The organism is Streptomyces sp. NPDC041205 (assembly GCF_055591765.1).
Genome location: NZ_JBVIZH010000007.1, coordinates 212,117 through 232,258, shown reverse-complemented (window position 1 = coordinate 232,258; position 20,142 = coordinate 212,117). Strand labels below are relative to the sequence as shown.

Annotated in this window: 19 protein-coding genes; 10 read left to right on the top strand and 9 right to left on the bottom strand. The window is 68.9% G+C overall.

Annotation, left to right across the window (positions count from 1 at the left end; translation table 11 throughout):
* The first annotated feature begins 37 nt into the window (after positions 1–37).
* The 4 genes from sigM to trxA all read left to right on the top strand — a co-directional run bounded on the left by sigM (position 38) and on the right by trxA (position 3,367).
* Positions 38–799: an RNA polymerase sigma factor SigM gene (gene sigM / locus ACZ6BG_RS28730; protein ID WP_469006727.1), complete on the top strand. Its 762-nt coding sequence runs from the start codon at positions 38–40 to the stop codon at positions 797–799.
* Positions 796–1,830: an anti-sigma factor family protein gene (locus tag ACZ6BG_RS28725; RefSeq protein ID WP_469006723.1), complete on the top strand. Its 1,035-nt coding sequence runs from the start codon at positions 796–798 to the stop codon at positions 1,828–1,830. The genes sigM and ACZ6BG_RS28725 overlap by 4 nt, the downstream gene beginning before the upstream one ends.
* Positions 1,831–2,023: 193 nt before the next feature.
* A complete protein-coding gene (gene trxB, locus ACZ6BG_RS28720; protein ID WP_469006721.1) occupies positions 2,024–2,986 on the top strand; it encodes a thioredoxin-disulfide reductase in 963 nt (320 codons plus the stop codon).
* 48 nt (positions 2,987–3,034) lie between these two features.
* Positions 3,035–3,367: a thioredoxin gene (gene trxA, locus ACZ6BG_RS28715; protein ID WP_469006717.1), complete on the top strand. Its 333-nt coding sequence runs from the start codon at positions 3,035–3,037 to the stop codon at positions 3,365–3,367.
* A gap of 123 nt (positions 3,368–3,490) precedes the next feature.
* Here trxA and ACZ6BG_RS28710 read toward each other — a convergent pair whose 3' ends face one another.
* From ACZ6BG_RS28710 to rpmH, 9 genes are all read right to left on the bottom strand, one after another.
* Complete coding sequence (locus tag ACZ6BG_RS28710) at positions 3,491–4,108, bottom strand: GNAT family N-acetyltransferase (protein ID WP_468453887.1); 618 nt, start codon at positions 4,106–4,108, stop codon at positions 3,491–3,493.
* Between the two features lie 326 nt (positions 4,109–4,434).
* On the bottom strand, positions 4,435–5,553 hold the full coding sequence (locus tag ACZ6BG_RS28705; RefSeq protein WP_469006712.1) for a ParB/RepB/Spo0J family partition protein: 1,119 nt from the start codon (positions 5,551–5,553) through the stop codon (positions 4,435–4,437).
* Entirely contained in the window at positions 5,550–6,626 is a 1,077-nt protein-coding gene (locus ACZ6BG_RS28700; protein WP_469006709.1) for a ParA family protein, read from the bottom strand. The genes ACZ6BG_RS28705 and ACZ6BG_RS28700 overlap by 4 nt, the downstream gene beginning before the upstream one ends.
* A 262-nt stretch (positions 6,627–6,888) precedes the next feature.
* Positions 6,889–7,605, bottom strand: coding sequence for a 16S rRNA (guanine(527)-N(7))-methyltransferase RsmG (gene rsmG, locus ACZ6BG_RS28695; protein ID WP_469006707.1), 717 nt, complete (start codon positions 7,603–7,605; stop codon positions 6,889–6,891).
* Positions 7,606–7,704: 99 nt separating this feature from the next.
* Positions 7,705–8,220 carry a Jag family protein gene (locus ACZ6BG_RS28690; protein WP_469006705.1) on the bottom strand — a complete coding sequence of 172 codons (516 nt, stop codon included), beginning with the start codon at positions 8,218–8,220 and terminating at the stop codon, positions 7,705–7,707.
* 14 nt (positions 8,221–8,234) lie between these two features.
* The gene (gene yidC / locus ACZ6BG_RS28685; RefSeq protein ID WP_469006703.1) at positions 8,235–9,578 is read right to left on the bottom strand and encodes a membrane protein insertase YidC; all 1,344 of its coding nucleotides are present in this window, start codon (positions 9,576–9,578) and stop codon (positions 8,235–8,237) included.
* 3 nt (positions 9,579–9,581) lie between these two features.
* Positions 9,582–9,941 carry a membrane protein insertion efficiency factor YidD gene (gene yidD / locus ACZ6BG_RS28680; protein ID WP_468453893.1) on the bottom strand — a complete coding sequence of 120 codons (360 nt, stop codon included), beginning with the start codon at positions 9,939–9,941 and terminating at the stop codon, positions 9,582–9,584.
* Positions 9,938–10,309: a ribonuclease P protein component gene (gene rnpA, locus ACZ6BG_RS28675; protein ID WP_078619017.1), complete on the bottom strand. Its 372-nt coding sequence runs from the start codon at positions 10,307–10,309 to the stop codon at positions 9,938–9,940. The genes yidD and rnpA overlap by 4 nt, the downstream gene beginning before the upstream one ends.
* 20 nt (positions 10,310–10,329) lie before the next feature.
* Positions 10,330–10,467 carry a 50S ribosomal protein L34 gene (rpmH, locus tag ACZ6BG_RS28670; RefSeq protein ID WP_016644655.1) on the bottom strand — a complete coding sequence of 46 codons (138 nt, stop codon included), beginning with the start codon at positions 10,465–10,467 and terminating at the stop codon, positions 10,330–10,332.
* A gap of 375 nt (positions 10,468–10,842) precedes the next feature.
* On the opposite strand from rpmH, the gene dnaA reads away from it, so the two are divergent.
* From dnaA to gyrB, 6 genes are all read left to right on the top strand, one after another.
* Positions 10,843–12,801, top strand: coding sequence for a chromosomal replication initiator protein DnaA (gene dnaA, locus ACZ6BG_RS28665; protein WP_469006700.1), 1,959 nt, complete (start codon positions 10,843–10,845; stop codon positions 12,799–12,801).
* 930 nt (positions 12,802–13,731) lie between these two features.
* Complete coding sequence (gene dnaN, locus ACZ6BG_RS28660) at positions 13,732–14,862, top strand: DNA polymerase III subunit beta (RefSeq protein ID WP_468453898.1); 1,131 nt, start codon at positions 13,732–13,734, stop codon at positions 14,860–14,862.
* Between the two features lie 132 nt (positions 14,863–14,994).
* Complete coding sequence (gene gnd, locus ACZ6BG_RS28655; RefSeq protein WP_468453900.1) at positions 14,995–15,879, top strand: phosphogluconate dehydrogenase (NAD(+)-dependent, decarboxylating); 885 nt, start codon at positions 14,995–14,997, stop codon at positions 15,877–15,879.
* Between the two features lie 93 nt (positions 15,880–15,972).
* Entirely contained in the window at positions 15,973–17,097 is a 1,125-nt protein-coding gene (recF, locus tag ACZ6BG_RS28650) for a DNA replication/repair protein RecF (protein ID WP_469006696.1), read from the top strand.
* The gene (locus ACZ6BG_RS28645; protein ID WP_469006692.1) at positions 17,094–17,678 is read left to right on the top strand and encodes a DciA family protein; all 585 of its coding nucleotides are present in this window, start codon (positions 17,094–17,096) and stop codon (positions 17,676–17,678) included. The genes recF and ACZ6BG_RS28645 overlap by 4 nt, the downstream gene beginning before the upstream one ends.
* A 285-nt stretch (positions 17,679–17,963) precedes the next feature.
* Positions 17,964–20,075, top strand: a complete 2,112-nt coding sequence (gene gyrB / locus ACZ6BG_RS28640) for a DNA topoisomerase (ATP-hydrolyzing) subunit B (protein ID WP_469006690.1) — start codon at positions 17,964–17,966, stop codon at positions 20,073–20,075.
* Positions 20,076–20,142: the final 67 nt, after the last annotated feature.

The following is a 20,142-nucleotide window of genomic DNA, read 5'->3' as shown; positions in this document are numbered from 1 at the left end:
CCGGCGGACGCTGAGGGGCGAGGGGAGGGGTTCCACGTTGGACAGCACCGGGCTCGGTGAGCTCACCGACCAAGAGCTCCTTGCGCGCCATGTCGACGGCGACAAGGACGCCTTCGGTGAGATCGTCCGCCGCCACCGCGACCGGCTGTGGGCCGTGGCCCTGCGCACCCTGGGGGACCGCGAGGAGGCGGCGGACGCCGTCCAGGACGCCCTCGTCTCCGCCTATCGCGCCGCGCACACCTTCCGCGGCCAGTCCGCCGTGACGACCTGGTTGCACCGCATCACCGTGAACGCCTGCCTCGACCGGGCACGCAAGGCGGCATCCCGGAAGACCTCTCCCGTCGACGACGCCGAACGCCTGGACCAGCTCCTGGAACCGCACGAGTCGGCCGCGGCGCCCGTCGAACGCGGCGATCTACACCGGGAGCTCCTGGAGGCGCTCGGTACCCTGCCGCCCGATCAGCGCGCCTGCCTCGTGCTGGTGGACATGCAGGGCTATCCCGTGGCCGAGGCGGCCCGGGTGCTCGACGTCCCGACCGGCACGGTGAAGAGCCGCTGCGCGCGCGGCAGAGCCCGGCTCCTGCCGCTCCTCACGCATCTGCGGACGGAAGCACCGTCCCAGCGCGAGGACGACACGGGCAGCGGCGGCAAGGACGCCCCCAGAAAGAACGCCCCGGGACGGAACCGGACCGAGGGGACAACCGTCCCACCGGCAGCGGAACCTCAGGACGCGGGGCCTCCTTCGGATACGGGACCCAGCGACTCAGCGGCAGTGAAGGGCGGAGGTGGACGAGCGTGACCACGACGACAGACTCAGCTGGGCACCCGGACGTCGCCGAGATCTCCGACCTCACTGAAGGCCTGCTCTCCCCGTCGCGCACCTTGGACGTGCGTCGGCACCTGGACGACTGCCCGCTCTGCGCCGATGTCTACGCATCCCTCGAAGAGATCCGCGGCATGCTCGGTTCGCTGCCCGGGCCGCCCCGCATGCCCACCGATGTCGCGGAGCGCATCGACGCGGCCCTGGCGGCGGAGGCACTGCTCGACGCGACGGCCACGGCAACCGTCACCGAAGTCGAAGGGACGGGCCTCGACGGCTCCGACCGCGAAAGCGATGCCACCTCCGACTCCGGCCGTGAAACCACCGCCGAACCCGTCGCGCATGTTTCACGTGAAACATCGCCCACGGACACGCCCACGCCGACCGCCGGATCCGGCGCCACGCCGACTTCCACCGCGAACAGCCCCTCAGCACACGGCCCCGCCGGACACCCGCGTGCGGCCACCGGCCCGGGTCGCGGTGGACGTCCGCGAAGCCGCCGACGCCGCACGACGATGCTCGGCGCCGTCTTCACCGCCGCTGCCCTCGGCCTGGGTGCCCTGCTGATCCAGCCGTGGAGCGATGACTCGACGGAGTCGCCCACCGCCTCCTCGACGGGCAAGGACACCTTCTCCAAGGGCAAGCTCGAAGCTCAGGTCTCCAACCTCCTCTCCGAGGAGCAGAAGATCTCGGGCACGGAGACGGGGGGAAAGAAACCCTCCTTCGACACCCGGTCCAGCCCCGAGGGAACCCCGCAGAAGGGCTCTACGATGCGCGAGGACTACGTCGAGGTGCCCGCCTGCATCGAGAAGGGCCTCGGCGGCCGTACGCCCCTGGCGGTCGACAAGGGCACGTACGAGGGAACGAATGCCTACCTCGTCGTCGTGCCGCACGACACCGACGGAGCGAAGGTCTCCGCGTATGTCGTGGACGCCGCGTGCGTAAGCGCGTCCGCGTCGGCCGACGCCAAGGGCAAGGTCCTGCTCACGGAGTCCTACGCCCGCCCCTGAGGCGCTGAGGCTCCCCTCCTGACCCACTTCCCGGTCTCGGCGCCGGACCCCTTCTCGCGCTTCGGCACGCGCTCCTTCCGTGTGCTCGGACACGTGGGGAATGCTCGCCCCGTAGGATCCGTTGGGTGGGGTGAGAGTCCTGAGACAGGCCCCCGGCAGTACGCAGTAGTCCCCAGAGACGAGGAATCAAGCCGTGACCGACGTCCGTAACGTGATCATCATCGGCTCCGGGCCCGCCGGCTACACGGCGGCGCTCTACACCGCGCGCGCCTCGCTGAAGCCCCTGGTGTTCGAAGGTGCCGTCACCGCGGGCGGTGCGCTGATGAACACCACCGATGTGGAGAACTTCCCGGGCTTCCGGGACGGCATCATGGGCCCCGACCTCATGGACAACATGCGGGCCCAGGCCGAGCGCTTCGGTGCCGAGCTCGTCCCCGACGACGTGGTCTCCGTCGACCTGTCGGGTGAGATCAAGACGGTCACGGACACGGCGGGCACGGTCCACCGCGCGAAGAGCGTCATCGTCACGACGGGCTCGCAGCACCGCAAGCTGGGCCTGCCCCGGGAGGACGCCCTCTCCGGACGCGGCGTCTCCTGGTGCGCGACCTGCGACGGGTTCTTCTTCAAGGACCAGGACATCGCGGTGATCGGTGGCGGTGACACGGCGATGGAGGAGGCCACCTTCCTCTCCCGGTTCGCCAAGTCCGTGACCGTGGTGCACCGCCGCGACAGCCTCCGTGCCTCCAAGGCCATGCAGGAGCGCGCCTTCGCCGACCCGAAGATCAAGTTCATCTGGGACAGCGAGATCGCCGAGATCCACGGCGACCAGAAGCTCTCCGGCCTCACCCTGCGCAACCTCAAGACGGGCGAGAGCTCCGAGCTGCCGGTGACCGGTCTGTTCATCGCGATCGGCCACGACCCGCGCACCGAGCTCTTCAAGGGCCAGCTGGACCTGGACGACGAGGGCTACCTGAAGGTCGACGCGCCGTCGACCCGGACGAACCTCTCCGGTGTCTTCGGTGCCGGTGACGTCGTCGACCACACGTACCGCCAGGCGATCACGGCGGCGGGCACCGGCTGCTCCGCCGCTCTCGACGCCGAGCGTTTCCTCGCCGCCGCTGTGGACAGCGAAAACGCTGCCGCCGCGACGGTCTGACCAACTGCCCCCGCCAGCCCCACCGCAGCACCAAGTTAGGAGCCCCTCGTGGCCGGAACCCTGAAGCACGTGACTGACGCCTCCTTCGATGAGGACGTGCTCAAGAACGACAAGCCCGTACTGGTCGACTTCTGGGCCGAATGGTGCGGCCCGTGCCGCCAGATCGCGCCGTCCCTCGAGGCCATCGCCGCCGAGTACGGCGACAAGATCGAGATCGTCAAGCTCAACATCGACCAGAACCCCGCGACGGCCGCCAAGTACGGCGTCATGTCGATCCCGACCCTGAACGTCTACCAGGGTGGCGAGGTCGCCAAGACCATCGTCGGCGCCAAGCCGAAGGCCGCCCTGGTGCGGGACCTGGAAGACTTCATCGCCGAGTAGTCGGAGTGTGCCGCGATGGCGGCAGGCGATGTTTCACGTGAAACACGAAGGGGCCAACCTCACGAGGTTGGCCCCTTCGCCGTATGCCGCTGGCCTACGACGGTCTCCGTGCTGATGCTCTGACTACAGCGGCCGCAGCGCCGGTTCCTTCTGGACCGCACCCAGGAGCCGGTCGATTGCCAGCTCGACGTCTTCCTTCCACGACAACGTCGTCCGCAGCTCAAGGCGCAGCCGCGGATAGGAGGGGTGCGGGCGGACCGTCTTGAAGCCCACGGCCAGCAGATGGTCCGCGGGCAGCACACAGGCCGGCTTCTCCCAGCGCGCGTCGCCGAACGCCTCGATGGCCTTGAACCCTCGGCGCAGCAGATCCTTCGCGACGGTCTGCACGATGACGCGACCAAGGCCCTGCCCCTGATAACCCGGCATGATCCACGCGGTCATCAGCTGCACGGCGTCCGGCGAGACGGGGCTCGTGGGGAAGGCGGTCGAGCGCGGCACATACGCAGGCGGTGCGTAGAGCACGAACCCCACGGGCACGTCGTCGACGTAGACCACTCGTCCGCAGGACCCCCACTCCAGCAGGACGGCGGAGATCCACGCCTCCTTCTCCAGCTCCGGCGTACCGGCCTTTACCGCGGCCTGGCCGCTGACCGGGTCCAGCTCCCAGAAGACACACGTGCGACAACGCTTGGGAAGGTCCGGAAGGTTGTCCAGCGTGAGCGGTACGAGCCGTCGCCCCATGAAGGCGGTTCCTCACTTCCTTCGCTCGCGGCGCCACGAGCGGCTGTCAGTGCGCTCCGTTCCCGGAGCAGGCTGCCGACGAAACCACCAACCGCTCCGAGCCCGAGCCCGGCGGTCACCAGTCCTGTGCGGCTCACCGATCGCATGGCCCCTGCCTCCCCTAAGAGGTGCCGTCAGGTGGATGCGCCGTACCCGATCGCATCGTATCCACGATGCGATTGCGCCGAAACCGTAAGAAAGGAAAGAGCAGGCCGTGTTCCGGCACACACCGGACACGACCTGCTCTCACAGACTTCAGGACACTTCGTCCTACGGCCTCATGGGCCTCAGTCCCTCTCGTCCTCCGAGGTGTTCTCGGCCTCAGCCTCGGCCTCAGCGAGCCCGTTCCTGAGCACCGGGCCCTCCTCCGGGGCGAGCGTGGCGAGGATGCGTTCCAGGTCCTCCAGGGAGGCGAAGTCGACGACGATCTTGCCCTTCTTCTGGCCCAGGTCGACGCGCACCCGGGTGTCGAACCGGTCGGAGAGGCGCGTGGCCAGACCCGTCAGGGCGGGGGAGACGATCGTGCCGGCGCGGGGCCCCTTCGCCTTGGGCTTGCTCTGCGGCCGCGACCCCATCAGGGTCACGATCTCCTCCACGGCACGCACCGAGAGCCCCTCGGCCACGATGCGGTGGGCGAGCCTGTCCTGCTCCTCCGGGTCCTCCACGGCCAGCAGCGCCCTGGCATGGCCCGCGGAGAGGACACCGGCGGCGACCCGGCGCTGCACTGTCGCCGAGAGCTTGAGGAGCCGCAGCGTGTTGGAGACCTGCGGACGCGAACGCCCGATGCGGTCGGCCAACTGGTCGTGCGTGCAGTTGAAGTCCTTGAGCAGCTGGTCGTAGGCCGCGGCCTCTTCCAGCGGGTTCAGCTGGGCGCGGTGCAGGTTCTCCAGGAGCGCGTCCAGGAGGAGCTTGTCGTCCTCCGTCGCCCGCACGATCGCCGGGATACGCTCCAGACCCGCCTCACGGCAGGCCCGCCAGCGCCGCTCGCCCATGATGAGCTCGTAGCGCGCGGGTCCCAACTGCCGTACGACGACAGGCTGGAGGAGACCGACCTCCTTGATGGAGGTCACCAGCTCGGCGAGGGCGTCCTCGTCGAACACCTCACGCGGCTGCCGCGGGTTGGGCTTGATGGAGTCGAGGGGAAGCTCTGCGAAGTGCGCTCCGGCCGGGCGCAGCGGCTCCTCGGCCACGGTGCCGCTGATGGGCTCGTCCGTTTCCTGGGAAACGGGGTGCTGGGGAAGCGAGGCCACCTTCGCGGCCGCCACCCCTCGCTCAGCGGTGAGCACCGGCACGGCCGAGGGCGAGGTGGAACCTCCACCCGCGGCGGGGGCCGCCGACTTCTCCGTAGGAGCCGCAGGGATCAGAGCGCCGAGGCCACGGCCCAGCCCTCTCCGTCGCTCGCTCACTGCATCCCCTCCGTCATGTTCTGCTGTTCGTTCTGGTTGCCCACGTGGGCGTGCTGTACGTCGTAGCGCACGCCGACTCCGCGCAGGGCGATCTCGCGTGCCGCCTCGAAGTACGACAGGGCACCACTGGAGCCCGGATCATAGGTCAGCACGGTCTGGCCGTAGCTGGGCGCCTCGGAGATGCGCACGGAGCGCGGGATGCTCGTGCGCAGCACCTCGTCGCCGAAGTGGTTGCGCACCTCGTCCGCCACCTGCGACGCCAGCCGGGTCCGGCCGTCGTACATGGTGAGCAGGATGGTCGACACATGCAGCAGCGGGTTGAGGTGCCCGCGCACCAGGTCGACGTTGCGCAGGAGCTGCCCCAGACCCTCCAGTGCGTAGTACTCGCACTGGATCGGGATCAGTACCTCCGCGCCGGCGACCAGAGCGTTGACCGTCAACAGCCCCAGCGACGGCGGGCAGTCGATGAGGATGTAGTCCAACGGCTGGTCGTAGGCCTGGATCGCCCGCTGCAACCGGCTCTCCCGTGCCACCAGGGACACCAGCTCGATCTCCGCACCCGCGAGATCGATGGTCGCCGGGGCGCAAAAGAGGCCCTCGACGTCGGGGACGGGCTGAACGATTTCGGAGAGAGGCTTGCTCTCGACCAACACGTCGTAGATGGAGGGGACTTCGGCGTGATGGTCGACACCGAGGGCCGTGGACGCGTTGCCCTGCGGATCGAGGTCGATCACCAGAACGCGCGCGCCGTGCAGAGCGAGCGAAGCGGCAAGGTTGACGGTTGTCGTCGTCTTGCCCACCCCGCCCTTCTGGTTGGCGACCACCATGACTCGGGTCTGATCCGGTCGCGGCAGGCCCTCGCCTGCACGGCCCAGGGCTTCCACCGCCAGCTGGGCGGCACGACCAATGGGGGTGTCGTCCATCGGGCTCGGTGTTTCACGTGAAACATCCTCCCCCGCCGACTCGGTACGGGGACCGGGGACCGGATCGGTCATCGGTCCCGCGATGTTGGCGTCGGACCGCAAGGATTCACTCTCCTCGACTTCAGGCTCGCAATGAACAGAGCCTCCCATGCTTTCGGGGTCGTGAACCAGTGAGGCCCGGTCTTCTGTGGACGAGTCCCCCTCTGTGGACAACTCCGTGCCCTTATCGAGGGAACCTAGCGGCCGACGTTCCCGGGGTTCCGCAGCGCGGCCGCGGCTGATGATGCCATGCAGCAGTGAGCGACGTTTCACGTGAAACACGATGCACGGCGACCGGGGTGCCGCTGGTGCGACACCCCGGTATGCGTACGTTTGACAGCTTTTGTGGAGTACGGCTCGTCGTCAGGACGGATCAGCGACGGCGCCGTGTCCGCCCCACCCGTGCGGCCTTGGCCCGCTTGGCCGCGAAGCGCACACCGCCAGGGCTCTCCCCGACCTCGACCCGCACCACGGTGGACAGCGGATCCACCACGCCCTCGCCCACGTGCACGACGGAAACGGACTCCGCACCGAGCTTACTCAGGGCAGCGCCCGCCGCCTTGACCTCTTCCTCGGCGGTGTCGCCCTTGAGGGCCAGCATCTCGCCGTACGGACGCAGCAGCGGCACACCCCAGCCCGCGAGCCGGTCCAGCGGAGCCACGGCCCGTGCCGTCACGACGTGGACAGGCGGCAGCTTGCCGAGGACTTCCTCGGCGCGGCCCCGGACGACCGTCACATGGTCGAGCCCGAGCAGCTCGACGACCTCGGTCAGGAAGTTCGTGCGCCGTAGCAGCGGCTCAAGCAGGGTGATCTTCAGGTCCTCCCGGACCAGAGCGAGCGGGATGCCGGGCAGGCCGGCGCCGGAGCCCACATCGCACACCGTCACGCCCTCGGGGACCACCTCGGACAGCACCGCGCAGTTCAGCAGGTGCCGCTCCCACAGGCGGGGAACCTCACGGGGGCCGATCAGGCCGCGCTGCACTCCCGTCTCGGCCAGCAACTCCGCATAACGGACCGCGTCCGGGAACCGCTCACCGAAAACTGTCCGCGCCTGCTCCGGCGCCGGGGGGAGCTCCGCTGCCTCCGTCACGGGGACCGTCCTTCCGTACCGCACTGGGTTCGCTGACTATCAGGCTGACAAAGACCGGCCCCGTCTGCGGACAGACGGGGCCGGGGGAAACGCGTGTGATCAGGCGGGGAGGACCACGACGAAGCGCTGGGGCTCCTCGCCCTCGGACTCGCTGCGCAGGCCGGCGGCCTTGACCGCATCATGCACGACCTTGCGCTCGAAGGGCGTCATCGGCTTGAGCTTCACCGGCTCGCCGGAGCTCTTCGCGTCGGCCGCGGCGTTGGCTCCGAGCTCGGTCAGCTCCTCACGCTTCTTCGCGCGGTAACCCGCGATGTCCAGCATGAGGCGGCTGCGGTCGCCGGTCTCGCGGTGCACCGCGAGTCGAGTCAGCTCCTGGAGCGCCTCCAGGACCTCGCCGTCGCGGCCGACCAGCTTCTGCAGATCGCGGCTGCCGGCGTCGCTGATGATCGACACGGCGGCGCGGTCGGCCTCGACGTCCATGTCGATGTCGCCGTCGAGGTCGGCGATGTCCAGCAGACCTTCGAGGTAGTCCGCCGCGATCTCCCCCTCCTGCTCAAGGCGGGTCATGGTGTCGCCTGCCTCAGCAGCGGCGGAGGTGGTGGTGCCTTCCGTCACGGGATGGACTCCTTCTACTTCTTGGACGGGTGCTTGGGCCGCTGCTGGCCCTTGCGCTGCCCGGACTTGGCTTTGCTGCGGGTGCCCTGGCCGGGCTGCTGACCACCGGAGGCGCCGGGCTTGCCCTTGTTCCCCGCCTCCTTGGCCGCGGCGCCCTTGGGCTCCCCGGACGTGTCCTTGGTGGCCTTGGTGGCGGAACCGTCATCGGACTTGGTCAGCGAGGGCTTGTCCCCGGGCTCCGCGTCCGTCTTCGCGGCTCCGGAGGTCGGAGCGGCCTGGCGCTTGGCCTTGCTCTGGCGCTTGGGCTGCTGCCGCTTGGGCGCGCCACCGGCGGCAGGGGCGCCGTCCTCGGTGGTGGTGGTGACGGTGTCGCTGACCACCACGGTGCCGTCCGCCTGGGCTGCGAGGCCCGCCTTGTTCAGGCCGTTGATGAACTTGCGCTCGTACTCGTTGCGGTCGCGGCCCTTGGCGACGATGGCCTTGATGGCGCGGGCCTGGCCGCGGCTGCGGGTCTTCTTGGCCTCCGCGACGTGCTTCTGCAGGCGCTCCAGGTACGCCGCCTGGGCCTTGGAGCCCGGGGTCGGGTTCTGCCGGATCACATACATCTGCTGGCCCATGGTCCACACGTTGGTGGTCAGCCAGTAGACGAGGACACCGACAGGGAAGTTGATGCCGAAGACGGCGAACATGATGGGGAAGACGTACATCAGCATCTTCTGCTGCTGCATGAACGGCGTCTTCACCGTCGTGTCCACGTTCTTCGTCATCAGCTGGCGCTGGGTGAAGAACTGCGACGCCGACATCAGGATGATCATGAGCGCGGTCACGACACGCACATCGGTCAGCGAGGCACCGAGGGAGGCGACCTTGTCGGCGCTGTCCGTGAACTTCACCGCGAGCGGGGCACCGAAGATGTGGGCGTCACGAGCGCTGTCGAGCAGCTGCTGGTCGATGACGCCGACCTTCTTGTTCGACGCGATGCCGTTGAGCACGTGGTAGAGCGCGAAGAAGAACGGGGACTGCGCCAGGATGGGAAGGCACGAGGAGAGCGGGTTGGTGCCCGACTCCTTGTACAGCTTCATCATCTCTTCGGACTGACGCTGCTTGTCGCTCTTGTAGCGTTCCTGGATCTTCTTCATCTCGGGCTGCAGCGTCTGCATGGCCCGGGTCGCCTTGATCTGCTTCACGAAGAGCGGGATCAGGCAGATGCGGATCAGGATCACCAGAGACACGATCGACAGGCCCCAGGCCCAGCCCGTGTCCGGGCCGAAGATCGCACCGTACAGCTTGTGGAACTGCACGATGACCCAGGAGACGGGTGTCGTGATGAAGCTGAAGAAACCGGCAATCGTGTCCACTAATCAAGCTCCTTGAGCATGGGACGGGGTCTCGGCGGCCGGGCTCGTGGGAGCCGGGGGAAGGTCTCCGGACGGCACGCCAGCGGCGGAGGGCCCGCCCTTGCGTTCGCGCCAGGCGGCGCGCAGCATCTCGTGCCACCGCGGGCGCTTGCGCGGCGGTACATGATCGACACCGCCGAGCGACCACGGATTGCACCGCAGGATGCGCCAGGCAGTGAGCGCTGTGCCCTTGACCGCGCCGTGCCGATCGATGGACAGATAGCCGTAGTGGGAGCACGACGGGTAGTACTTGCAGACTGGGCCGAGGAGTGGACTGATCGTCCACTGGTACAGCTTGATCAGCGCCAGCAGCGGGTACTTCATCGCGCGCCCCCTCCCAGCAGCCGCTCAAGAGCGGCATCCAGGTCTCGGGCCAGCTGTGCATGGTCGGCGTCGCCCGCGCCGGGCAACGCTCGTACGACTACCAGGCTACCGGGGGGCAACGAGGCCAGTCGGTCGCGCATGAGGTGGCGGAGTCTGCGCTTGACCGCGGTGCGGACCACGGCTCCACCCACGGCCTTGCTGACGACGAAACCCGCACGTGTCGGGGGAAGGCTCTCCCCCGACACGTGCGGGTCCGTTGCACCGCTACGTAGATGGACGACGAGAAGCGGGCGTCCGGCCCGACGACCCCGTCGTACCGCGGTCGCGAAGTCTTCGCGCCGCCTCAGCCGATGCTCGGTAGGCAGCACGACGTCATGACCTAATGCGCTTAGGCGGACAGGCGGGCGCGACCCTTGCTGCGGCGGGACGCCAGGACGGCGCGGCCGGCACGGGTGCGCATCCGCAGCCGGAAGCCGTGGGTCTTCGCGCGACGACGGTTGTTCGGCTGGAAGGTGCGCTTGCTCACTCGGGGGCTCCAGAAATGATGTGTGTGGTGGCGGGACATCGCCTGGCTGTCACCGTGCGCCCACGAGAAGCTCGCATACGCACCGAGTGCACCGCTTCACAATCACAGATCGTGATCTTTGCCCATCGGAGGCAGGCGGCAGCAGCCATCGACAACTCGACCTGGTTACGGTACGCGGGGCTACGCCATCCGGTCAAACCAGCCGTCATGGAGAGACACTGTGCACAGCCTGTGGACAACAACTTGAACCGCACCCGTCGCCCTGACTACCGTGGCTGAACTCCGATTCGTTCCCTTCCCCCTGCCCCTGTCGACTTCCGTCCCTACCCGTCCCAAGAACCACACCTTCGTGGGACCTGTGAGAGAGCGTGCCCTGTGGCTGACGTACCTGCCGATCTTGCCGCAGTGTGGCCACGGGTTCTGGAACAACTTCTCGGAGAAGGGCGGGGGCAGGGGGTCGAGGCGAAGGACGAGCACTGGATCAAACGGTGCCAGCCTCTGGCCCTCGTCGCCGACACCGCCCTCCTCGCGGTGCCGAACGAGTTCGCCAAGGGCGTCCTGGAGGGCCGTCTCGCCCCCGTCGTCAGCGAGACGCTGAGCCGCGAGTGCGGCCGCCCGATCCGCATCGCCATCACGGTCGACGACTCCGTGGGCGAGCCGACCCCACCGGCACCCCCCGTCCAGCAGCAGCCCCGGCAGCAGCCGCGGTACGAGGAGCAGCAGTCCCGGTACGAGGACCAGTCCTCCCGGTACGAGGAGCGCCCGCCGCGGTACGAGGACCAGGACCCGAACCCCTCCAGTCAGGGGCATGACACCTACGACGGCTACGGCCGCCGCCCCGCCGACGAGCACGGCGGCCGCCCCGACCAGCTCCCGACGGCCCGCCCCGCCTACCCGGACTACCAGCGCCCCGGCGCCTGGCCGCAGCAGCCCCAGGACGACTACGGCTGGCAGCAGCCCCGCCTCGGCTACCCCGAGCGCGACCCGTACGCGAACCCGCCCCAGCAGCCCCAGCACGACTACCGTCCGCAGCCCCCGCAGGACCGCGGGCCCTACGACCAGCAGCTCCCCGAGCGCCAGCAGCAGGACCGGCACGACCAGCACGACCGCCGGGACCGGCACGGCATGCCCGACCCGTCCGGCGGCGCGGGCTCCGGCGAGCACGGCGGCACCGGGCGGCACGGGGGACAGGGCGGGCACGGCGGCCCCGTGGGCCGGGGCGGCACCCCGCTGCCCGCGTCGAGCGGCGCCCCCGGCCCACTGGCCGCGCAGCCCGCGCCGGCGACGGGTCCCGGTGAGCCCACGGCGCGCCTGAACCCGAAGTACCTCTTCGACACCTTCGTCATCGGCGCCTCGAACCGGTTCGCGCACGCGGCCGCGGTCGCGGTGGCCGAGGCGCCCGCCAAGGCGTACAACCCGCTGTTCATCTACGGGGAGTCGGGGCTCGGCAAAACGCATCTGCTGCACGCCATCGGGCACTACGCCCGCAGCCTGTATCCCGGCACGCGCGTGCGCTATGTGAGCTCCGAGGAGTTCACCAACGAGTTCATCAACTCCATCCGCGACGGCAAGGGCGACAGCTTTCGCAAGCGGTACCGCGAGATGGACATCCTGCTGGTCGACGACATCCAGTTCCTCGCGGACAAGGAGTCGACGCAGGAGGAGTTCTTCCACACGTTCAACACGCTCCACAACGCAAACAAGCAGATCGTGCTGTCCAGCGACCGGCCGCCCAAGCAGTTGGTGACCCTGGAGGACCGGCTGCGCAACCGCTTCGAGTGGGGTCTGATCACCGACGTCCAGCCGCCGGAGCTGGAGACGCGTATCGCCATCCTTCGTAAGAAGGCGGTGCAGGAGCAGCTCAACGCCCCGCCGGAGGTCCTGGAGTTCATCGCGTCCCGCATCTCGCGCAACATCCGCGAGCTGGAGGGCGCGCTGATCCGGGTGACGGCGTTCGCCTCGCTCAACCGGCAGCCGGTGGACCTCGGCCTGACGGAGATCGTCCTCAAGGACCTGATCCCCGGCGGCGAGGACGCCGCCCCGGAGATCACGGCGACGGCCATCATGGCGGCGACCGCGGACTACTTCGGCCTCACGGTGGACGACCTGTGCGGATCCTCGCGCAGCCGGGTCCTGGTGACGGCACGCCAGATCGCCATGTATCTCTGCCGGGAGCTGACCGATCTGTCGCTGCCCAAGATCGGCGCGCAGTTCGGCGGCCGCGACCACACGACCGTGATGCACGCCGACCGCAAGATCCGCGCGCTGATGGCCGAGCGCCGCTCGATCTACAACCAGGTCACCGAGCTGACCAACCGCATCAAGAACGGCTGACAGCCAAGGCCTTACGCGGCCTCAGGGCGCTCCGGAGCACGTCCCGGAGCGCCCTTCTCGTTGTCCACTTTCGTTGTCCACGCGCGCGTGTCCAGGGCCGCCTCCGCGCGTGTCCGGGGTTGCCCACACGCGCAGAAACAGCCGCCCACGCGCGCGTACCCACAGCTGTGCACAACGGAAAGCACGCCCCGGCCGCGACCTCCCCGACACCTGCCGTTCGAATATGGCTCGGCCCGAGGAGGTTCTCCACAGATCTGTGGCCTTCGCGCCTTCCACACCCTGGGGACTGGAGAGTTGTCCAGATCGTGTCCACAGGGGACCCTGCTGAATGACCATCAGGCCAGGTCAGACGGTTGTGGATTCGTGGACGAAGATTCTCCACAGACTGTGGATGAAGATCGTGTCCACAGGGTCGGTCGGAAGTTGTCCACCGGCGGCCCACAGGCACGGCCTTGTTGTCCCCAGCTTTTCCCAGCTTCCCCACAGGGCTGTCCACTGTTCGGCAATGCGACGCGCCCTCTCACCGGGACGAGTGAAAGGCGTCACACAAAGGTGCCGGGTTGGCCTGTGGGGAAGCTGGGTAAAGCTGGGGACAGGGCTGGGGAGAAGTACCCGCCTCCTGTGCATCGGGTGTGCAGAACTTTCGCCCGTCCACAGATTCACCGGGTTGTCCACCGCCGCCGCCCACAGGGTCAGTGGACAAAAAACGGGCTCTGACCTGCGCATTCGCGGTTATCCACGGTTTCCACAGGCCCTACTACTACTGCCCCCTAGAGTCACCTGGGAATCCGTTTCGAAGTTGGGGCTGTGCACAACTCGCGGCCCGGCCCTCGGCGACCTCTCGGCACGACTTGACCCCGACGGGCACCAGCTGTCAGTGCGGTGCGTCAGACTGGTCCCCAGTGCCAGCAACAGCAGGAGGGCGGCTAAGTGAAGATCCGGGTGGAACGCGACGTACTCGCGGAGGCGGTGGCGTGGGCGGCACGCAGCCTCCCGGCTCGGCCGCCAGCGCCCGTCCTCGCGGGCCTGCTGCTGAAGGCCGAGGAGGGCGCCCTCTCCCTGTCCAGCTTCGACTACGAGGTCTCGGCCCGTGTCTCCGTGGACGCCGAGGTCGACGAGGAGGGCACGGTTCTCGTCTCCGGCCGTCTGCTCGCCGACATCTGCCGCGCCCTGCCCAACCGCCCGGTGGAGATCTCCACAGACGGTGTACGGGCGACGGTGGTCTGCGGCTCCTCGCGATTCACACTCCACACCCTCCCTGTGGAGGAGTACCCGGCGCTGCCGCAGATGCCCACGGCGACCGGCACGGTCCCCGGTGAGGTCTTCGCCGCCGCCGCGAACCAGGTGGCGATCGCCGCGGGCCGCGACGACACGCTCCCGGTGCTCACGGGTGTGCGCATCGAGATCGAGGGCGACAAGGTCACCCTGGCGTCCACCGACCGCTACCGCTTCGCGGTCCGCGAGTTCCTGTGGAAGCCGGAGGACCCGGAGGCCTCCGCGGTCGCCCTGGTGCCCGCCAAGACCCTCCAGGACACCGCCAAGGCCCTCACGAGCGGCGACACGGTCACCCTGGCGCTCTCCGGCTCCGGCGCGGGTGAGGGCCTGATCGGCTTCGAGGGCGCGGGCCGTCGCACGACCACGCGTCTGCTGGAAGGCGATCTTCCGAAGTACCGCTCGTTGTTCCCGACGGAGTTCAACTCGGTCGCCGTCATCGAAACGGCCCCCTTCGTAGAGGCCGTCAAGCGCGTGGCACTCGTCGCCGAGCGGAACACGCCGGTGCGGCTCAGCTTCGAGCAGGGCGTGCTCATCCTGGAGGCCGGTTCCAGCGACGACGCACAGGCTGTGGAGAGGGTCGACGCCCAGTTGGAGGGTGACGACGTCTCGATCGCCTTCAACCCGACGTTCCTGCTCGACGGCCTGAGCGCGATCGACTCCCCGGTCGCCCAGCTCTCGTTCACGACGTCCACGAAGCCCGCGCTCCTGAGCGGCAAGCCCGCGCTCGACGCCGAGTCCGACGACGCGTACAAGTACCTGATCATGCCCGTACGTCTGAGCGGCTGAGCCCACAGGTGTGTGGCCGCGTCCGGGCGTAGGCTCGGACGCGGGTACGAAAGTGCCGCGGGTACGTATGCCGCTCGACGACGAGCGGCGGCGACGTGCCTTCACGCCACATCGCTAGTTAGGAACGCACTGATGGAGCTCGGTCTCGTCGGTCTCGGCAAGATGGGCGGCAACATGCGCGAGCGCATCCGCCGCGCAGGCCACACCGTCATCGGATTCGACCGCAACCCGGACCTCGCGGATGTCCACAGCCTCGAAGAGCTTGTGGGCAGGCTCAAGGGCCCGCGCGTCGTGTGGGTGATGGTGCCGGCCGGAGCCGCGACGCAGTCCACCATCGACGAGCTCGGCGAGCTCCTGCAGCCCGGCGACGTCGTCGTGGACGGTGGCAACTCGCGCTGGACGGACGACGAGAAGCACGCCGAGGAGCTGGCGGCCAAGGGCATCGGCTTCGTCGACTGCGGCGTCTCCGGCGGCGTCTGGGGCCTGCAGAACGGCTACGCGCTGATGTACGGCGGCGACAAGGAGAACGTCGCCAAGGTGCAGCCGGTCTTCGACGCGCTCAAGCCGGAGGGCGACTTCGGCTCCGTGCACGCGGGCAAGGTCGGCGCGGGCCACTTCGCGAAGATGGTCCACAACGGCATCGAGTACGCGATGATGCAGGCCTACGCCGAGGGCTGGGAGCTCCTGGAGGCCGTGGACTCGGTCACCGACGTCCGTGAGGTCTTCCGCTCCTGGCAGGAGGGCACGGTCATCCGGTCCTGGCTGCTCGACCTCGCGGTCAACGCCCTCGACGACGACGAGCACCTGGACAAGCTGCGCGGCTTCGCGCAGGACTCCGGAGAGGGCCGCTGGACGGTGGAGGCGGCCATCGACAACGCCGTGCCGCTGCCCGCGATCACCGCGTCCCTGTTCGCCCGGTTCGCCTCGCGCCAGGAGGACTCGCCGCAGATGAAGATGATCGCCGCGCTGCGCAACCAGTTCGGCGGCCACGCGGTCGAGTCCAAGAGCGAGCACTGATCCACAGCCCGTACGGTTCCTTGTCCACAGCCTGTGTGGAGCGGCGAGGGACCGACAGCAAGTGAAGTAGGCCGGGGGAGGTCGGCGCACACCATGCACGTCACGCATCTGTCGCTGGCCGACTTCCGCTCGTACGCCCGGGTCGAGGTCCCGCTCGACCCGGGCGTCACCGCGTTCGTGGGCCCGAACGGCCAGGGCAAGACCAACCTCGTCGAGGCCGTCGGCTACCTCGCCACCCTCGGCAGCCACCGGGTCTCCTCCGACGCCCCCCTGGTCCGCATGGGCGCCGACCGCGCCGTGATCCGGGCCGCCGTCCGGCAGGGCGAGCGCCAGCAGCTCATCGAGCTCGAACTGAACCCCGGCAAGGCCAACCGCGCCCGCATCAACAGGTCCTCGCAGGTCAGGCCCCGTGACGTACTCGGCATCGTGCGCACCGTCCTGTTCGCGCCCGAGGACCTGGCGCTGATCAAGGGCGACCCCGGGGAGCGGCGGCGGTTCCTGGACGAGCTGATCACCGCGCGCTCCCCGCGCATGGCGGGCGTCCGCTCCGACTACGACCGCGTGCTCAAACAGCGCAACACCCTCCTGAAGTCGGCCGCCCTCGCCCGCCGCCACGGCGGCCGCTCCATGGACCTCTCCACGCTCGACGTGTGGGACCAGCATCTCGCCCGCGCGGGCGCCGAACTGCTCGCCCAGCGCCTCGACCTGATCTCCGCGCTCCAGCCGCTGGCCGACAAGGCGTACGAACAGCTGGCGCCCGGCGGCGGTCCCGTGACGCTCGACTACAAACCCTCCTCGCCGGACATCGTCGGCCACGCGCGCGAAGAGCTGTACGAGCAGCTGATCGCCGCCCTGGTGGAGGCCCGCAAGCAGGAGATCGAGCGGGGCGTGACGCTGGTCGGGCCGCACCGCGACGAACTACTGCTCAAACTTGGCCAGCTTCCCGCGAAGGGTTACGCGAGCCACGGCGAGTCCTGGTCGTACGCCCTCGCGCTGCGCCTCGCCTCGTACGACCTGCTCCGGGCCGAGGGCAACGAGCCGGTGCTCGTCCTCGACGACGTCTTCGCCGAACTGGACGCGCGCCGCAGGGAACGGCTCGCGGAGCTGGTGGCGCCCGGCGAGCAGGTCCTCGTGACGGCGGCCGTGGACGACGACGTGCCGGGCGTGCTGACGGGCGCACGGTACTCCGTGGCCGAGGGCGCGGTGGAGCGCGTATGACCGGCAAGGAGCCGGAACGCGACGCCCCGAAGACGGGCGAGACCGCGCACGCGCCCGCCGCCCCGGACACCCCCAAGACCCCCGAGCCCTCCGGCGTGGACCTCGCGCGCGTCGCCCTGCGCGCCGCCAAGGAGCAGGCACGCGCGCGGGGGGACGCGACGCAGCAGAAGAAGCAGGCCCGACGCGGCGGACTGCGCTCCGGCGCTCGGGCGGACGGGCGCGACCCGCTGCCCCTCGGCTCCGCCATCAACCGCCTCATCACCGAGCGCGGCTGGGAGACCCCGGCCGCCGTGGGCGGTGTGATGGGCCGCTGGCCGCAGATCGTCGGCGACGACCTGGCCAAGCACTGCGTACCGCAGCGGTACGACGAGAACGAGCGGGTCCTGACCGTGCAGTGTGACTCCACGGCCTGGGCGACGAACCTGCGCCTGCTGGCTCCGCAGCTGGTCGCGCGCCTCAACGAGGACCTGGGACACGGCACCGTGCGCATCATCAAGGTGCTCGGTCCCGGGGGCCCCGCGCACCGCTTCGGACCCCTGCGCGCCCCTGGCAGCACGGGTCCCGGCGACACCTACGGATGACGTGATCCGGACCGTAGCTGGTGGTTGACCTCCCGAAGCGCTGAGTGCCGCTGTGAGCCTCTGGGACCCCGGGGCCGCATATGGGGAGTCGGCTGATGCCGGTTCAGGGCGGCACATGCGGACTCAGGTACCGGCAAACCCCCATCACTGTCAGCGCTACCGGTAGACTGGAAGCTAATCCCGCCCCAAGCGTGGGGAGCGACGGGAGAAGCTGAGCAAGAGCTGAACCAGGCTTACCAACGCAACACGCCGCAGCCGCTCCGGCGAGCGCCGGGAGCTTGGCTTGTGCTGTGCCAGAAAGGGCGCTTCGTGGCCGATTCCGGCAACCCCAACGAGAACATCCCGTCCACTGCCGCCGGCGCCGTCGGCGAGGTCCCCCCGGAGACGCAGGCAGCCGCCGCGACCTCCGGCGAGGGCGCCTCGTCGTACGACGCCAGCGCCATCACCGTCCTCGAGGGTCTGGACGCGGTCCGCAAGCGGCCCGGCATGTACATCGGCTCGACCGGTGAGCGTGGTCTGCATCACCTGGTCCAGGAAGTCGTCGACAACTCCGTGGACGAGGCCCTGGCCGGTCACGCCGACACCATCGACGTCACGATCCTCGCCGACGGCGGCGTGCGCGTGATCGACAACGGCCGCGGCATCCCGGTGGGCATCCACCCCGTGGAGAAGAAGCCGGCCGTCGAGGTCGTCCTCACCGTGCTGCACGCGGGCGGCAAGTTCGGCGGCGGCGGGTACGCCGTCTCCGGTGGTCTGCACGGCGTGGGCGTCTCCGTGGTGAACGCGCTCTCCACGAAGCTCTCCGTCGAGATCAGGACCGACGGCTATCGCTGGACGCAGGACTACAAGGGCGGTGCCCCCACGGCCCCCCTCGAGCGGCACGAGGCCACCGAGGAGACGGGCACGACCGTCACCTTCTGGGCCGACGGCGACATCTTCGAGACCACCGAGTACTCCTTCGAGACGCTCGCGCGGCGCTTCCAGGAGATGGCCTTCCTCAACAAGGGCCTGACGATCAAGCTGACCGACGAGCGTGAGTCCGCGAAGGCCACGGCGGGCGCCGACTCCGCCGAGGCCAGCGACGACACCGTCGAAGAGGTCCGCACGGTCACGTACCACTACGAGGGCGGCATCGTCGACTTCGTGACGTACCTCAACTCCCGCAAGGGCGAGGTCGTCCACCCGACCGTCATCGACGTCGAGGCCGAGGACAAGGAGCGCATGCTCTCGGTCGAGATCGCGATGCAGTGGAACTCTCAGTACAGCGAAGGCGTTTACTCCTTCGCCAACACCATCCACACGCACGAGGGCGGCACCCACGAAGAGGGCTTCCGCGCCGCGCTGACCGGCCTCGTCAACCGGTACGCACGCGACAAGAAGCTGCTCCGCGAGAAGGACGACAACCTCACGGGTGAGGACATCCGCGAGGGTCTGACCGCGATCATCTCGGTGAAGCTCGGCGAGCCGCAGTTCGAGGGCCAGACCAAGACGAAGCTCGGCAACACCGAGGCGAAGACCTTCGTCCAGAAGGTCGTGCACGAGCACCTGACGGACTGGTTCGACCGCAACCCGAACGAGGCCGCGGACATCATCCGCAAGGGCATCCAGGCCGCCACCGCGCGCGTGGCCGCCCGCAAGGCGCGCGACCTCACGCGCCGCAAGGGCCTCCTGGAGACCGCGTCCCTGCCGGGCAAGCTCTCCGACTGCCAGTCGAACGACCCGACGAAGTGCGAGATCTTCATCGTCGAGGGCGACTCCGCCGGTGGCTCCGCCAAGTCCGGCCGTAACCCGCAGTACCAGGCCATCCTGCCCATCCGCGGCAAGATCCTGAACGTCGAGAAGGCCCGCGTCGACAAGATCCTGCAGAACCAGGAGATCCAGGCGCTGATCTCGGCCTTCGGCACCGGGGTCCACGAGGACTTCGACATCGAGAAGCTCCGCTATCACAAGATCATCCTGATGGCGGACGCCGACGTCGACGGCCAGCACATCAACACCCTGCTCCTGACGTTCCTGTTCCGCTTCATGCGGCCGCTCGTCGAGGCCGGGCACGTCTACCTGTCCCGCCCGCCGCTTTACAAGATCAAGTGGTCCCGGGACGACTTCCAGTACGCGTACTCGGACCGCGAGCGCGACGCGCTCATCGAGCTCGGCCGCCAGAACGGCAAGCGCATCCGCGAGGACTCGGTCCAGCGCTTCAAGGGTCTCGGTGAGATGAACGCCGAAGAGCTGCGCATCACGACCATGGACCAGGAGCACCGAGTGCTCGGCCTGGTCACGCTCGACGACGCCGCGCAGGCCGACGACCTGTTCTCGGTCCTCATGGGCGAGGACGTCGAGGCGCGCCGCTCGTTCATCCAGCGCAACGCCAAGGACGTCCGCTTCCTCGACATCTGAGCCGGTCAGGCACTCGAAGTCGCCGACTGCCGACTACTTGACTGCTGACCGCACCGAAAGGATCTTG

What these genes read in the sequence shown, in the direction of transcription:
- ACZ6BG_RS28710 (WP_468453887.1), bottom strand. Translation starts at nt 4,108, where the DNA reads ATGGGGCGACGGCTCGTACCGCTCACGCTGGACAACCTTCCGGACCTT.
- ACZ6BG_RS28700 (WP_469006709.1), bottom strand. Translation starts at nt 6,626, where the DNA reads ATGGGAGGCTCTGTTCATTGCGAGCCTGAAGTCGAGGAGAGTGAATCC.
- yidD (WP_468453893.1), bottom strand. Translation starts at nt 9,941, where the DNA reads ATGAAGTACCCGCTGCTGGCGCTGATCAAGCTGTACCAGTGGACGATC.
- gnd (WP_468453900.1), top strand. Translation starts at nt 14,995, where the DNA reads ATGGAGCTCGGTCTCGTCGGTCTCGGCAAGATGGGCGGCAACATGCGC.
- recF (WP_469006696.1), top strand. Translation starts at nt 15,973, where the DNA reads ATGCACGTCACGCATCTGTCGCTGGCCGACTTCCGCTCGTACGCCCGG.
- ACZ6BG_RS28645 (WP_469006692.1), top strand. Translation starts at nt 17,094, where the DNA reads ATGACCGGCAAGGAGCCGGAACGCGACGCCCCGAAGACGGGCGAGACC.